Source organism: Pantoea graminicola (assembly GCF_048452665.1).
GTDB lineage: Bacteria > Pseudomonadota > Gammaproteobacteria > Enterobacterales > Enterobacteriaceae > Pantoea.
This window is the reverse complement of sequence record NZ_JBLWSJ010000011.1, coordinates 70,315-85,344: the sequence shown is the minus strand read 5'-3', so window position 1 is coordinate 85,344 and position 15,030 is coordinate 70,315. Positions and strand designations below refer to the sequence as shown.

16 protein-coding genes are annotated in these 15,030 nt (G+C 57.1%); 8 read left to right on the top strand and 8 right to left on the bottom strand.

Annotation, left to right across the window (positions count from 1 at the left end; translation table 11 throughout):
* Positions 1-10 precede the first annotated feature (10 nt).
* Both hslU and rraA read left to right on the top strand, forming a co-directional pair.
* A complete protein-coding gene (gene hslU / locus ACNY69_RS20135; RefSeq protein WP_111140415.1) occupies positions 11-1,348 on the top strand; it encodes an HslU--HslV peptidase ATPase subunit in 1,338 nt (445 codons plus the stop codon).
* Between the two features lie 157 nt (positions 1,349-1,505).
* The gene (rraA, locus tag ACNY69_RS20130; RefSeq protein WP_111140414.1) at positions 1,506-1,991 is read left to right on the top strand and encodes a ribonuclease E activity regulator RraA; all 486 of its coding nucleotides are present in this window, start codon (positions 1,506-1,508) and stop codon (positions 1,989-1,991) included.
* A 54-nt stretch (positions 1,992-2,045) separates the two neighbouring features.
* Here rraA and zapB read toward each other — a convergent pair whose 3' ends face one another.
* Entirely contained in the window at positions 2,046-2,285 is a 240-nt protein-coding gene (gene zapB / locus ACNY69_RS20125) for a cell division protein ZapB (protein ID WP_003851242.1), read from the bottom strand.
* 393 nt (positions 2,286-2,678) lie between these two features.
* On the opposite strand from zapB, the gene ACNY69_RS20120 reads away from it, so the two are divergent.
* From ACNY69_RS20120 to glpX, 3 genes are all read left to right on the top strand, one after another.
* Positions 2,679-3,533: an MIP/aquaporin family protein gene (locus tag ACNY69_RS20120; protein WP_111140413.1), complete on the top strand. Its 855-nt coding sequence runs from the start codon at positions 2,679-2,681 to the stop codon at positions 3,531-3,533.
* Between the two features lie 30 nt (positions 3,534-3,563).
* Positions 3,564-5,078, top strand: a complete 1,515-nt coding sequence (gene glpK / locus ACNY69_RS20115; RefSeq protein ID WP_367395925.1) for a glycerol kinase GlpK — start codon at positions 3,564-3,566, stop codon at positions 5,076-5,078.
* 95 nt (positions 5,079-5,173) lie between these two features.
* Positions 5,174-6,184 (top strand): class II fructose-bisphosphatase, encoded by a 1,011-nt coding sequence (gene glpX / locus ACNY69_RS20110; RefSeq protein WP_293770505.1) that lies wholly within the window; start codon positions 5,174-5,176, stop codon positions 6,182-6,184.
* Here the strand turns inward: glpX and emrD are convergent.
* Positions 6,174-7,367: a multidrug efflux MFS transporter EmrD gene (emrD, locus tag ACNY69_RS20105; RefSeq protein WP_111140700.1), complete on the bottom strand. Its 1,194-nt coding sequence runs from the start codon at positions 7,365-7,367 to the stop codon at positions 6,174-6,176. The genes glpX and emrD overlap by 11 nt on opposite strands.
* A gap of 273 nt (positions 7,368-7,640) precedes the next feature.
* Between emrD and fpr the strand changes: the two genes are divergently transcribed.
* The gene (fpr, locus tag ACNY69_RS20100; RefSeq protein WP_111140701.1) at positions 7,641-8,387 is read left to right on the top strand and encodes a ferredoxin--NADP(+) reductase; all 747 of its coding nucleotides are present in this window, start codon (positions 7,641-7,643) and stop codon (positions 8,385-8,387) included.
* Here the strand turns inward: fpr and ACNY69_RS20095 are convergent.
* Complete coding sequence (locus tag ACNY69_RS20095) at positions 8,378-8,812, bottom strand: DUF805 domain-containing protein (protein ID WP_293770509.1); 435 nt, start codon at positions 8,810-8,812, stop codon at positions 8,378-8,380. The genes fpr and ACNY69_RS20095 overlap by 10 nt on opposite strands.
* Positions 8,813-8,909: 97 nt before the next feature.
* Between ACNY69_RS20095 and ACNY69_RS20090 the strand changes: the two genes are divergently transcribed.
* Together ACNY69_RS20090 and tpiA are read left to right on the top strand one after the other, a co-directional pair.
* On the top strand, positions 8,910-9,500 hold the full coding sequence (locus ACNY69_RS20090; RefSeq protein WP_111140728.1) for a DUF1454 family protein: 591 nt from the start codon (positions 8,910-8,912) through the stop codon (positions 9,498-9,500).
* Positions 9,501-9,620: 120 nt separating this feature from the next.
* On the top strand, positions 9,621-10,388 hold the full coding sequence (gene tpiA, locus ACNY69_RS20085) for a triose-phosphate isomerase (RefSeq protein ID WP_111140703.1): 768 nt from the start codon (positions 9,621-9,623) through the stop codon (positions 10,386-10,388).
* A 26-nt stretch (positions 10,389-10,414) separates the two neighbouring features.
* Here the strand turns inward: tpiA and ACNY69_RS20080 are convergent, their stop codons facing one another.
* The 5 genes from ACNY69_RS20080 to ACNY69_RS20060 form a co-directional block, all read right to left on the bottom strand.
* Entirely contained in the window at positions 10,415-11,188 is a 774-nt protein-coding gene (locus ACNY69_RS20080) for a CDP-diacylglycerol diphosphatase (protein ID WP_111140704.1), read from the bottom strand.
* A 142-nt stretch (positions 11,189-11,330) separates the two neighbouring features.
* A complete protein-coding gene (locus ACNY69_RS20075) occupies positions 11,331-12,320 on the bottom strand; it encodes a sulfate ABC transporter substrate-binding protein (RefSeq protein ID WP_111140705.1) in 990 nt (329 codons plus the stop codon).
* 143 nt (positions 12,321-12,463) lie between these two features.
* Positions 12,464-13,426: a 6-phosphofructokinase gene (gene pfkA, locus ACNY69_RS20070; RefSeq protein ID WP_111140706.1), complete on the bottom strand. Its 963-nt coding sequence runs from the start codon at positions 13,424-13,426 to the stop codon at positions 12,464-12,466.
* 205 nt (positions 13,427-13,631) lie between these two features.
* Positions 13,632-14,534 carry a CDF family cation-efflux transporter FieF gene (gene fieF, locus ACNY69_RS20065; protein ID WP_418799805.1) on the bottom strand — a complete coding sequence of 301 codons (903 nt, stop codon included), beginning with the start codon at positions 14,532-14,534 and terminating at the stop codon, positions 13,632-13,634.
* Positions 14,535-14,776: 242 nt separating this feature from the next.
* Entirely contained in the window at positions 14,777-14,932 is a 156-nt protein-coding gene (locus ACNY69_RS20060) for a con-10 family general stress protein (RefSeq protein WP_003851267.1), read from the bottom strand.
* Positions 14,933-15,030: the final 98 nt, after the last annotated feature.

The window sequence follows — 15,030 nt, the reverse complement described above, 5'->3', positions numbered from 1 at the left end:
GGGTATAAATATGTCTGAGATGACTCCACGCGAAATCGTCAGCGAACTGAACCGTTTTATTATCGGCCAGGACAGCGCCAAGCGCGCCGTGGCTATCGCACTGCGTAACCGCTGGCGCCGCATGCAGCTCGACGAAGAGCTGCGCCACGAAGTGACCCCTAAAAACATCCTGATGATCGGTCCGACCGGTGTCGGTAAAACCGAGATTGCCCGTCGTCTGGCGAAGCTGGCCAATGCGCCGTTCATCAAGGTTGAGGCCACCAAGTTTACCGAGGTCGGTTATGTCGGTAAGGAAGTGGACTCTATCATTCGCGATCTGACCGATTCGGCCATTAAGATGGTGCGCAGTCAGGCGATTGAGAAGAATAAATATCGCGCCGAAGAGATGGCTGAAGAGCGCATTCTGGACGTGCTGATCCCACCGGCTAAAAACAACTGGGGTCAGTCAGAACAGAGTGCTGAACCCTCTGCGGCGCGTCAGTCATTCCGTAAGAAGCTGCGCGAAGGCCAGCTGGATGACAAAGAGATTGAGATCGATCTGGCGGCCAGCGGGCCGGGTGTTGAAATCATGGCCCCTCCGGGCATGGAAGAGATGACCAGCCAGCTGCAGTCGATGTTCCAGAACCTGGGCGGCCAGAAGCAGAAAGCCCGCAAGCTGAAGATCAAAGAAGCGATGAAGCTGCTGATCGAAGAAGAAGCGGCAAAACTGGTCAATCCGGATGAGCTTAAACAGGACGCCATCGACGCCGTTGAGCAGCACGGTATCGTATTCATCGATGAGATCGACAAAATCTGTAAGCGTGGCGGCCAGAATTCAGGCGGCCCGGATGTGTCACGCGAAGGCGTGCAGCGCGACCTGCTGCCGCTGGTTGAAGGCTGCACCGTCTCCACCAAGCATGGCATGGTGAAAACGGACCACATCCTGTTTATCGCCTCCGGTGCGTTCCAGGTAGCCAGCCCTTCCGATCTGATCCCGGAACTGCAGGGTCGTCTGCCGATTCGTGTTGAGCTGCAGGCGCTGACCGTGAACGATTTCCAGCGCATTCTGACCGAGCCGAATGCCTCGATTACCGTGCAGTACAAGGCGCTGATGAACACCGAAGGGGTAAACATTGAGTTTACCGAAGAGGGGATTCGTCGCATCGCAGAAGCCGCGTGGCAGGTCAACGAAACCACCGAAAACATCGGTGCGCGTCGTCTGCATACCGTGCTGGAGCGTCTGATGGAAGATATCTCCTATGACGCCAGCGATCGCTCCGGTGAGTCTGTGACCATCGATGCGGAGTATGTCGGCAAGCATCTGGATGTGCTGGTGGCAGACGAAGACCTGAGCCGCTTCATTCTCTGATTCACCGCTTTATGCTTTTCAGAAGCCCAGCCCACCCGGCTGGGCTTTTTTGTGCATGTTCTTGATCGAACGATGCTTTTTTCATACTGATGATTTTGCCAACAATCTGCATATAGCGATATACTTACCTCTCCTGTGGCAAACAGACGAAACCCTTATGAAATACGATACATCTGAACTCTGCGATATCTACCATGAAGAAGTGAATGTTGTTGAACCGCTTTTTTCAAACTTCGGTGGGCGCACTTCATTCGGTGGTCAGATTACCACAGTGAAATGCTTTGAAGACAACGGCTTACTTTACGATCTGCTGGAAGAAAATGGCCGGGGTCGGGTACTGGTCATCGATGGCGGCGGCTCTGTCCGTCGGGCGCTGGTGGATGCGCAGCTGGCGCAGCTGGCGGCGGCCAACGAGTGGGAAGGGCTGGTCGTGTACGGTTCGGTGCGGCAGGTGGATGAGCTGGAAGAGCTGGAAATTGGCATTCAGGCCATTGCGGCGATCCCGGCTGGCGCAGCGGGTGAAGGGATTGGCGAAAGCGATGTGCGCGTCAATTTCGGCGGCGTCACCTTCTTCTCCGGCGACCATCTCTACGCTGACAATACCGGTATCATTCTGTCAGAAGACGCGCTGGACATCGAATAGCGCAGACATGAAAACGGGTGCCAGAGCACCCGTTTTTTCACGTCAGCTGAGGCTTCAAACCTCTTCCATTTTTCCCAGCAGCGCACGCAGACGTTCCTGCCACACATGCTGCTCTTCTTTCAGGTGCTGATTTTCACGCATCAGTGCATCGTGGTTGCCCGCAACCTGTTGCGCATCGTTACGCAGTGAGTTGTTCTGCTCTTTCAGCTCTTCGATTTCCATCTGCAACAGGGTGATGGTATCAATCGCCTGCTGTACTTTCGCTTCCAGTTTCTCAAACACTTCAAATGACATCTTTCTGACCTCTCCTAAATTCTGCAAGGCGTTGATGATGCCAGCTTAAGCCAGCAACGTTGTCCCGATTGTATGTAGCCTCACCCCGCAAGTCCAGCAACGTGGCCGCCGCGCGCGCAGTCTGTAACACTTTTCAGTCAATCCCTGAAACCGGGCGTCGCAGAGGACAGCCGTGGTCCGATCCCACGGCAACAGGGCGCGAATTGTGGTTAAAGAAAGCCGGAATACGCGAAATCGCGCATTTTTATGACACAGTACACAAAAAATGATTTCGCTATTTCTCGTTTATGTTCGTTAACGATAAATTCACATCAGCCCTACATCAAAGCTGGGTGACTCATGGACTGAGAACAAAAACTGATAAAATTTAACCTCGCTTCAGGAACCACTATTATGAGTCAGACAACTAACACGCTCAAAGGTCAGTGTATTGCCGAATTTCTGGGGACAGGCTTGATAATCTTCTTTGGCGCAGGCTGTGTGGCTGCTCTGAAACTCGCCGGTGCCGCATTCGGTCAGTGGGAAATCTGCATTATCTGGGGCTTAGCCGTCTCAATGGCGGTGTATCTGACCGCAGGCGTTTCAGGCGCACACCTGAACCCTGCCGTGACGGTCGCGCTCTGCCTGTTCGCCAGCTTCGACGGTCGTAAAGTACTGCCCTACATTCTGGCGCAGGTCGCCGGCGCATTCTGCGCGGCCGCGCTGGTTTATGGTCTTTACTACAGCCTCTTTTTCGATTACGAGCAGAGTCATCAGATGGTGCGTGGCACCGTTCAGAGTCTGGATCTGGCGGGCATCTTCTCTACCTATCCTAACCCGCACATCAGCGTCGGTCAGGCGTTCCTGGTCGAGATGGTCATTACCGCTGTACTGATGGCAGTGATTATGGCGCTGACCGACGATGGCAACGGCGTTCCGCGTGGCCCGATGGCACCGCTGCTGATTGGCCTGCTGGTTGCCGTTATCGGCGGCTCGATGGGTCCACTGACCGGCTTCGCCCTGAACCCGGCGCGTGATTTCGGACCGAAGCTGTTCGCCTTCATCGCAGGCTGGGGTAACGTGGCGTTCACCGGTGGTAAAGATATTCCTTACTTCCTGGTCCCTGTTTTTGGCCCGCTGGTCGGTGCCTGCCTGGGCGCAGTAGGATATCGCACTCTGATTGGTCGCTACCTGCCAGGTATCGCGCAGGCACCTGCAAATGCCCCGGCAGACAAACCCGTTGCACGCGCTCAGCAGCGTAAAGCGTAAGTTTCACCTTTTATCATCAGGACTGAATTTATGACTACCACAACAGATAAAAAGTATATTGTCGCGCTCGATCAGGGCACAACCAGTTCGCGTGCCGTGGTCCTCGATCACGACTCAAATATCGTCGCGGTATCGCAGCGCGAATTTACCCAGATCTACCCGAAAGCGGGCTGGGTTGAGCATGATCCAATGGATATCTGGGCGTCGCAAAGCTCGACACTGGTAGAAGTGCTGGCGCACGCCGACATCCGCTCTGATGAGATTGCGGCAATCGGTATCACCAACCAGCGTGAAACCGCGATTGTCTGGGAAAAAGAGAGCGGCAAGCCGATCTACAACGCCATCGTCTGGCAGGATCCGCGCACTGCGGACTACTGTAACAAACTGAAGAAAGAGGGTCTGGAAGAGTACATCCAGCACACCACCGGCCTGGTGATTAACCCCTACTTCTCCGGCACCAAAGTGAAGTGGATTCTGGATCACGTTGAGGGTGCGCGTGAGCGTGCAAAACGTGGCGAGCTGCTGTTCGGCACCGTGGATACCTGGCTGGTCTGGAAAATGACGCAGGGTCGTGTGCATATCACTGACTACACCAACGCCTCCCGTACCATGATGTTCAACATTCACAAGCTGGAGTGGGATCAGCGTATGCTGGATATCCTGGATATCCCGCGTGAAATGCTGCCGGAAGTGAAGTCCTCCTCAGAGGTCTACGGCCAGACCAACATCGGCGGTAAGGGCGGCACCCGTATTCCAATCGCCGGTATCGCCGGTGACCAGCAGGCCGCGCTGTATGGCCAGCTCTGTGTTCAGCCTGGCATGGCGAAAAATACCTACGGCACCGGCTGCTTTATGCTGATGAACACCGGGACTGAAGCGGTAACCTCCACGCACGGCCTGCTGACCACCATTGCCTGTGGTCCGCGCGGTGAAGTGAACTATGCGCTGGAAGGTGCAGTGTTTATTGGCGGTGCCTCTATTCAGTGGCTGCGCGATGAGATGAAGCTGATCAGCGAAGCCGCTGACTCTGAATACTTCGCGATGAAAGTCAAAGATACCAACGGCGTCTACATGGTGCCGGCGTTCACCGGCCTGGGCGCGCCTTACTGGGACCCGTATGCCCGTGGCGCGATCTTCGGTCTGACCCGTGGTGCTAACTCCAACCACATCATCCGCGCGACGCTGGAGTCTATCGCTTATCAGACGCGCGACGTGCTGGAGGCGATGCAGAACGATGCCAACACCCGCCTGCAGGCGCTGCGTGTGGATGGCGGTGCGGTCTCCAACAATTTCCTGATGCAGTTCCAGGCTGACATTCTGGGCACCCGCGTTGAGCGCCCGGAAGTCCGCGAAGTGACCGCGCTGGGTTCTGCTTATCTGGCCGGTCTGGCCGTGGGCTTCTGGCAGGATCTGGACGAAGTGCGCGCGAAAGCCGTTATCGAACGTGAGTTCCGCCCGAGCCTGGAAACCACCGAGCGTAACTTCCGTTATGCCGGCTGGAAAAAAGCGGTTGCCCGCGCTCAGGCCTGGGAAGAACAGGAGTAATATCGGGGCCCGCGGCGACGATCGTCGCGGGCCTTTCCCCGCCCCACTGCCCCGCTGTGTTACACTGCCTGCCTGTTTTTTGTCAGGTAGATGCCATGAAACGAGAACTTGCCATTGAATTTTCCCGCGTAACCGAAGCTGCCGCCCTGGCGGGCTACCACTGGTTAGGACGCGGCGACAAAAATGCGGCCGATGGCGCGGCTGTCCATGCCATGCGTCATGTCCTGAACTCCATTGAAATCGACGGTCAGATTGTGATCGGTGAAGGCGAGATCGACGAAGCGCCGATGCTTTACATCGGTGAAAGCGTCGGTACGGGTCGCGGTGACGCGGTCGATATCGCGGTCGATCCGATCGAGGGCACCCGCATGACGGCGCTGGGTCAGGCGAATGCACTGGCCGTGATGGCCGTGGGCGACAAGGGAAGCTTCCTGCACGCCCCCGATATGTACATGGAAAAACTGATTGTCGGCCCGGCGGCGCGCGGCGCGATTGACCTCGATCAGCCTCTGGAAACCAACCTGCGCAATATTGCGATCGCGATGAACAAGCCGCTGTCGCAGCTTACCGTCTCCATTCTGGCAAAGCCCCGCCATGACGCGGTGATCGGCCAGCTCCAGCAGCTGGGTGTGCGGGTGTTTACTTTCCCGGATGGCGATGTCGCGGCCTCGATTCTGACCTGCATGCCGGACAGCGAAGTGGATGTGATGTATGGCATCGGTGGCGCGCCGGAAGGGGTGGTCTCTGCGGCGGTGATCCGCGCGCTGGACGGCGATATGCAGGGCCGGTTGCTGGCGCGTCATCATGTGAAGGGCGACAGCGCCGAAAACCGCCGGCTCGGTGAGCAGGAACTACAGCGCTGTGCAGAGATGGGCATCGAAGCGGGTAAAAAACTGACGCTGAGTGAGATGGCGCGCAACGACAATGTGGTGTTTGCTGCCACCGGCATCACCAGTGGCGAGCTGCTGAAAGGCATCACGCGTCAGGGCAATATCGCCACCAGCGAAACCCTGCTGATCCGCGGTAAATCACGCACCATCCGCCGTATCCAGTCGATTCACTACCTCGACCGTAAAGATCCGGCGCTCCATCCGTTTATCCTGTAACCGGCTGGTTGCCGCGCTCCGGCTGACGAGAAAGCGGCAACCAGCAGAGCAGCATCACCAGCGCGGTGAAGAACATCAGCATCCCCAGGCTGAACTGATCGCGCTGCGGCATCAGGGCAGAGAGCCAGGCCACCAGGCCCGATCCCAGGTTCTGCATCCCGCCAATCAGCGCGCCTGCACTCCCCGCCAGCCAGGCATAAGGCTCCATCGCACCGGAGGTCGCCAGCGGGAACAGCATCCCGGCCCCGAAGAAGAACAGCGCCGCAGGCACCAGCAGCGTCCAGATATTCATGATGCCAAACCATGCCGGGATCCACATCAGGATGCCCGCCAGCAGGCAGCTGTTCACACCCCACCACATCAGGCTGTGCCAGGAGCCCTGCTCGCGCCCGGCGAACCAGGCACCAAAGAACGCCGCCGGAATCGGCAGAATGAACAGGATGCTGACGGTCAGGCTGGGCAGGCCAAGCACGCCGCCGAGCAGTACCCCACAGCTCGACTCAAAGACGGCGATCCCGGCCAGTGCGCCAATCAGCAGCACAATGTAGCGGACGAAATTGACGTCACTCAGCAGGCGAACGTAGCGCCTGAAGAAAGGCGTGACTTCCCCGCTCTGAGGCCGGGTTTCCGGCAGCCAGCGCGCCATCGCGCCGGTGACGGACAGACAGAGCAGCAGCAGGAAGGCAAAGCAGGCGTGCCAGCCAAAGAGCTGGGTCAGCAGCGCGCCAATAACCGGCGCCAGCAGCGGGCTGACCAGAATCCCCATGTTAAGCAGGCTGTTGGCGCGGCGCAGCGCGTGCCCCTCATAGAGATCGCGCGGCATCGTGCGCGCCATGACGCCCGCCACGCCGGTTCCCAGCCCCTGAATCGCGCTGCCCAACACCAGCATGTCGAGCGATGTCGACATCAGCGCAGTGACCGCGCCGATCATAAAGATCAGCATGCCCGTCAGGATCACCGGACGCCGCCCGACGCTGTCCGACAGCGGGCCGTAGATCAGCTGGGATCCGCCATAGGTCATCAGATAGGCAGCCATCACACGCTGCAGCGCACCATCCCGCACATTCAGGGCATCCGCCATTACCGACATCGCCGGGACATAGATCGTCTGAGCCATCTGCCCGACGGCCACCAGCACAATGAGCATCACCAGCAGCGGGCGATTTTCCAGTTTACTAATCATGATTCTGCAAAATATCTTTCTGTGAAAGGAGGTTTAAGCAGCGGTTCACCCGCTGGTCACCAGATTATGGCGGGCAAAATATCAGGATTGCGTGACAAAGCGAGAGGCGGGCAAAAAGGGCCGGGGTTGCGGCTGTCAATTTTATGGGCCAGCCTGTAAAGACAATGGAACAGTTTGACGATTAGAGCCTTTGCCGCTCCGCAGACTGGCATTCTCAGCGGGCAGTCGCGAAAATAATGACCTGCCTGAATAATCAACAATCCGGGAGTGATTATGGCTGAATGGGTCAATGCGGAAGTAAAGGAAGTGAAAAACTGGACGGATGCGCTGTTCAGTCTCCGGGTCAACGCGCCCATCGATCCCTTTGTCGCAGGGCAGTTTGCCAAGCTCGCGCTGGAAATCGACGGTGAACGGGTTCAGCGCGCCTACTCCTACGTCAACGCCCCCAGCGATGATCTGCTGGAGTTCTATCTGGTTACCGTGCCGGACGGCAAGCTGAGTCCGCATCTTCAGGCGCTCCGGCCGGGCGACCCGGTGATGATTACCAAAGAAGCGGCAGGATTTTTTGTGCTGGATGAAGTGCCGGATTGCAAAACCTTGTGGATGCTGGCCACCGGCACCGCGATTGGTCCCTATCTGTCGATGCTGCAGCAGGGCGAGGGTCTGGATCGCTTTGAAAACATCGTGCTGGTCCATGCCGCGCGCTACGCCGCCGACCTGAGCTTTTTGCCGCTGATGCAGCAACTGCAGCAGCGTTATCCCGGCCGGTTGCGTATTCAGACAGTGGTAAGCCGCGAAGCGATCGCCGGATCGCTGACGGGCCGGGTGCCGGCGCTGATCGAAAACGGTGAGCTGGAGCAGGCGACCGGACTCACCCTGGATGCCGACAGCAGTCATGTGATGCTGTGCGGTAATCCGCAGATGGTGCGCGATACCCAACAGTTACTGAAAGAGACGCGCGGAATGCGCAAGCATCTGAAGCGTAAACCGGGTCATATCACCAGCGAACATTACTGGTGAGGCGCTGGCCGGTATCGCACCGGCTGGGTCGCGGCACCAAACCGGTTAGCGCCGGGGGTGCCGCGAAAGACGCCGAGATCGAGCAGCAGACCCGCCAGTAAGACAAACGGAATCGCGCGCCCCAGCAGCCAGGGCAGAATTCCAGGCAGCATGCTCCAGTTCCCCGCGACCAGCAACCAGGCCACGATCACCAGAAAGCCCCAGTAGCCGCGACGGTTACGGTCGTGCAGTCGTTTGACGATGACTGCGCTGGCGGGCCACAGCAGACAGACCACGCCGAAGGCCGCCATCTGGGTATCAAGCCAGTCGTTAGCGGCAAAGACAAACAGAAGCGTGGTGGCCAGCAACCAGACCGCCTGCCAGATCCAGAAATCCCGGCGCCCCAGTCGGCCACGCCAGGAAAAACACCATTGTTGTAACGTCATGCATTATTATCCAGAGAAAGAGAACCGCCGCGCTTTTGACCTCGCGGATAAAAACCGTTTTAATTTGCGCCTGAGTTTACGGGTTAGGATCGACAAAATGAAGAATTTGCCTGGCGCACTGCTGTTATCCTTTGCGCTGACGGTTCCGGTATTTGCCGCCGACCCGCCACCACAGGAGCGGGCCGATACGCTGCCTGCTGCCCCCTATCTGCTGGCGGGCGCACCCACTTTTGATATGACTATCGGCCAGTTTCGCGAAAAGTATAATCAGGCCAACGGGACGCTGATGCTGCCGGAGTATCGTGCCATCGATAATCGTGGGGATAAAAGCAACCTGACGCGTGCCGCCAGCAAAATCAATGAAACCCTGTACGCCTCGACGGCGCTGGAGCCGGGTACCGGCAAAATCAAGACGCTGCAGATTACCTGGCTGCCCCTGCCCGGCCCGGATCAGAACGCCTCACAGCAAAAGGCGCTGACCTACATGACCGCCATGCTGCGCTTCTTTGTACCGGGATTAAGTGCCGATGAGGGGCGGAAAAAGCTGGAGGCACTGCTGAAGGAGGGGAAAGATCTTCCCTACTTTGCCCGGGTGGAAGGCGCACTCCGTTTTGTGGTGGCGGACCACGGCGACAAAGGGCTGACCTTTGCCGTTGAGCCGGTCAAACTGGCGCTCGCCAGCCCCTGAGGAAGTGGCTGAAAATGACGAAAAGCAAAGCCATCGCAACATTTGATCTCTATACTGTCTGGCAGTCAACGCTGCCAGCTGGCAGCGATTTTTCATGTATCGCGTTATGCGGAGGATAGAATGCGACATCCACTGGTTATGGGTAACTGGAAGTTGAATGGCAGCAAGCAGATGACAGCTGAACTGATCGCCGGTCTGCGCAAGGAACTCTCTGGCGTTGAAGGTTGTGGCGTCGCGATTGCACCACCAGCGCTCTATCTCGAGCAGGCAAAACACGCTATCTCCGGCAGCCACATCGCCCTGGGTGCGCAGAATGTGGACGTTAACCTGTCTGGCGCCTTCACCGGTGAAGTCTCCGCAGAGATGCTGAAAGACATCGGTGCGAAATATATCATTATCGGTCACTCAGAACGCCGCACCTACCACAAAGAGAGCGACGAATTCATCGCGAAGAAATTCGCCGTGCTGAAAGCTGCGGGTCTGGTACCGGTGCTGTGCATCGGCGAAACCGAAGCGGAAAACGAAGCGGGTAAAACCGAAGAAGTCTGCGCGCGTCAGCTGGATGCTGTGCTGGAATCCCAGGGCGCAGAAGCCTTTAAAGATGCGGTCATCGCGTATGAGCCGGTCTGGGCTATCGGCACCGGCAAATCTGCCACCCCAGCGCAGGCACAGGCTGTCCACAAATTCATTCGTGATCATATCGCGAAGAAAGATGCGGCCATCGCAGAGCAGGTCATCATTCAGTATGGCGGCTCAGTGAACGACAAAAATGCGGCTGAGCTCTTCACCCAGCCTGACATCGATGGTGCGCTGGTTGGCGGTGCGTCACTGAAAGCGGACGCTTTCGCTGTCATCGTAAAAGCGGCAGCGGCGGCCAAAAACGCCTGAGTCTGAGGCGCTGAAGCAGAGGCGGCTCAGGCCGCCTTTTTTGTCGGCGCAATCAGCTGACAGCTGTGGTCCTGTAACTCCTCCGCCGATCCCCTGTTCAGCAGCAGCCAGTTCTGCTCAATCGTCATCAGCACCAGTCGCCCATCCCGTAATTCCGCCAGAGCCAGCCCATATTTTCCCATCTCTGCCCGCGCGGCAGGTTGTTCGTCTGCCAGCCGGATAAACGCACTCTGCTGCGCCAGCGCCTCCGGCGTCAGGGTACGCAGCCAGTAGCGGTGACTGCGCAGCGTGACGCGCTGCCACTGATCGCTGCGCGGCGGTGTCAGCCGGTCGAGCTGCTGACGCACATCGGCCCGCAGGCAGGAGAGATGAATGTGCAGCTGATTCTGCGTGCGCCCATAGTGGGCATTAATCGCCAGTGAGAGCACCCGGTCATCGACAGGCGAACCGTGACGCTGCGCCAGCAGGGAGCGTTCATGCCAGGCAAGGGCAAAATAATTGGGCGTGCCGGGATGGAGTAAGGTCGGGCTTTCGATGCCGCTGATCCTGTTGGTCGGGATCAGCAGATACTGCAGCGGCCCGTTGCGGTCTTTCAGCATCGCATAGTGCTGGCTGAGATCGACGCGCTGACAGGGTGCGGGATCGCCATGACGCTGCTGACCGGGCAGACATTGTTCGCTGACAATCTGCCACAGCGCATCGCTGTTCTTTTTGAAATGCATGGCAGCCGCCAGCATTCCCGCAATGACCAGCACCAGCAGACCGGCAGCCAGACGGGCTGCACGACGTTTTATCGGCATGATGACGCTTCCTGAATGGCTAAGCAGCCTGCATCCTCGCCTGGCAGGAAAAGAATGTCACGGGGTATTCGAATCAGAAGGGATCATCGGGGCGAAGAGGAAAGATCAGCGGTCAGCGCCAATCGGCGCTGACCGCCAGAGATCAGGGTTTCATGACCTTGTCGTAGCTGCCGCCATCGGCAAAGTGCGCTTTCTGTGCCTGCGCCCAGCCGCCAAACTTATCCTGAACGGTAAACAGCTTCACCGGCGCAAAGGTGCTGGAGAATTTCTTCGCGATTTCAGCATCACGCGGGCGATAGTAGTTCTGTGCTGCAATCGTCTGACCTTCCGGCGAGTAGAGATACTTCAGGTAGGCATCGGCGACTTTGCGCGTCTCTTTTTCGTCCACCACTTTATCGACCACTGACACCGTCGGTTCCGCCAGAATGGATTCGCTCGGGGTGACAATCTCAAACTTATCTTTGCCCAGCTTATTCACCGCCAGGTAGGCTTCATTTTCCCAGGCGATCAGCACATCACCAATTCCGCGCTCCACGAAGGTATTAGTTGCGCCGCGTGCCCCGGAATCCTGCACCTCAACGTTTTTAAACAGCGCTCTGACGTACGCCAGGGCTTTTGCCTGATCGCCATTGTTGTGGTCCAGCGCCCAGCCCCAGGCTGCCAGGTAGTTCCAGCGTGCACCGCCGGAGGTTTTCGGGTTGGGGGTAATCACGGAGACGCCGGGTTTCGTCAGGTCGCTCCAGTCATGGATCCCTTTCGGGTTCCCTTTACGCACCAGGAAGACAATGGTCGAGGTATAAGGCGCAGAGTTGTCCGGCAGACGCTGTTGCCAGTTTTTATCGATACGTCCCCGCTCGGCAATGGCATCGACATCCGATTGCAACGCCAGCGTGACCACATCGGCACGAATGCCGTTGATGACGGAGGTCGCCTGCTTACCGGAGCCGCCATGTGACTGACGTACGACAACATTATCGCCGGTTTCCTGTTTATAGTGCGCACTGAACGCTTTGTTGTACTGTTCGTACAGCTCACGCGTTGGGTCGTAGGAAACGTTTAACAGCTGAATGTCTTTCGCCAGAACGCTGGTCGAGGCCAGCAACAGGGTAACACCAATACTCCACTTGTTCATTACGCACTCTCCCAATGTCGTTATGGGCTAAGCGTGACATAAACCAATTGAGAGATTAAAGAATTAAAAATAAGCGGTTATAACTGCGAGGAATATAGAGCCAGACTGCCGGAGCGTGCTGTGCAGCACGCTCCGCCGTATGATCAGTAGAGTTTTTTCGCGGTGTCGAGCCAGTCACGCTTGAACGGACGCTTCATGTTTTCAATCGCGTCAATGATGTCGTGATGGACCATCTTCTCGTTCTGAATACCGACGCAGCGGCCGCCATAACCCTGCATCAGCAGTTCAATGGAGTAGGCACCCATCCGCGACGCCAGAATGCGGTCATAGGCGCAGGGCGCACCGCCACGCTGAATGTGACCCAGTACGGTCGAACGGGTTTCACGTTTGGTTTCTGTTTCGATGTAACGCGCCAGATCGTCGATATCGCAGATGTGCTCGGTAATCGCCACGATGGCATGTTTCTTCCCTTTGGCGATGCCCGCTTTGATCTCCGCCACCAGCTCTTCGCGGGTGTAGGGGAACTCTGGCAGCACGATGAACTCACAGCCACCGGCAATCGCCGCCGCCAGCGTCAGATCGCCACAGTAGCGGCCCATCACTTCAACGATAGAGATGCGCTGGTGCGAAGAAGAGGTATCACGCAGGCGGTCAATCGCTTCCACCACCGTTTCCAGCGCAGTGAAGTAACCGATGGTGTAATCTGTTCCGGCAACGTCGTTATCGATGGTGCCGGGCAGACCGATGCAGGGGAAGCCCATCTCAGTCAGTCGCTTGGCACCCATATAGGAACCATCACCGCCAATCACCACCAGCGCATCGATGCCGCGCTTTTTCATGTTCTCAATGGCGACCTGACGGATATCTTCGTTACGGAACTCAGGAAAACGCGCCGAGCCCAGGAACGTGCCGCCGCGATTGATCATGTCAGAGACGCTGTAGCGATCGAGGTTGATCATGCGATCTTCGTACAGTCCCAGATAGCCGTCATAGATCCCAAAAACTTCCAGTCCTTCACTCAGCGCGGAACGTACCACTCCGCGAATAGCTGCGTTCATGCCTGGGGCGTCACCGCCGCTGGTTAATACACCAATTTTCTTGATCATGACAACCTCTGGATTGTTCAAACTAAGGGTTAATCCTGCCTGTCGATCGCGGCAGACGGCCATTTATGACTCGCGCGACATGTGATGGCAGATAGTATATCAAAGGCTTGCTGCTGAATTGATTCAGGTCAGACAACTTTTCACTAATTTTTGCAGCAATGTTAACGCCAGGTCATACCTTGCGTATCAAATTGATTCAGTTGGGTTAAAAACCGGCAGAATCCTGTTTCTCGAACGGTACCACAGAACAGGGATCCTGATGGATAATTACGTCCGATCCGGGAAATTCTTTACGTAGCGCCTTCTCAACCTGATCGGCAACCCGATGCGCCTGTACCAGCGGCAGCTGATCCTCCAGCTCCAGATGAAGCTGAATAAATTTAGTCGGCCCGGACTGACGGGTGCGCAAATCGTGAACGCCCTGCACCTGCGGCCAGGTGGTGGCGAGGGTCAGGATCTGCTGCCGCTCCTCTTCCGGCAACGCGCGGTCCAGCAGCGACTGCACCGCCTCGTAGCCCATACGCAGCGCGCTGTAGAGAATAAACAGGCCAATCCCCAGCGCGAACAGGGCGTCTGCGCGCGCAAAGCCATAGCTGCTCAGCACCAGCGCAATCAAAATGGCACCGTTCATGATGACGTCCGACTGGTAGTGCAGCATATCGGCCCGGATTGCCTGACTGCAGGTTTTGCGTACCACCCAGCGCTGAAAGGCGACCAGAATCAGCGTCGAACTCAGTGCCACCACGGTCACCGCAATCCCGACGTCCGGTGCGCGCAGCACATTGGGGGAGGCCAGATGCTGCAGGCCGGTCAGAAACAGGAACAGGGCCGAACCGGAAATAAACATACTCTGGGCCAGCGCGGCCAGTGACTCCGCTTTGCCATGGCCGAAGGTATGATCTTCATCAGCCGGCTGCAGGGCATAGCGTACGACCAGCAGATTAGTGAGCGAGGCGGCGATATCGACCAACGAGTCCACCAGAGAGGCCAGCAGACTCACCGATCCGGTGTACCACCAGGCAAAGATTTTCACGAGTAACAACACAGAAGCAAGAATGGTAGCGGCAAGCGCAGCGCGCTTTACCAGTCGGCCATAAGAGGGTTGCATGCCAGTTTTCCTGTAGCGCATCGATGACGATACGCACTCAGATGAAAGAGTGGCTGCAGTTTAACACCGGGAAGCGGAGCGTGCTCAGCAGGTCGCTCAGCCGGTCAGTTTCTTTTGACAGTGACAGGGTTTGAAAGGGAGAAAAAAACAAGCCCCGACCTCACAGAGGACGGGGCAGAGTGTCATACACATCAGGATCAGGCCATGCTCAGAGGCAGGCCCGCCCTAAGGAAGAGAGGCGATTACTTCTTGCCGCCTTTTTTCCCGGCTTCTGATGCTTTTTCACGATCGTTTTTAAAATTTCCGCCGCCGCTGTTCTGGCCGCCTTTTTTACCGGCTTCAGACGCTTTTTGCGGATTATCTGCGAAATTACCTGAACCACCACGATGCTCTGCCATAACTTACTCCGTTAATAGATTCATTCAGGACTACATAATGTGGTTGCTGCTCCCTGAGACTTCGCAAAGACACTGCATTTCCCTGCAGTGACAGAACT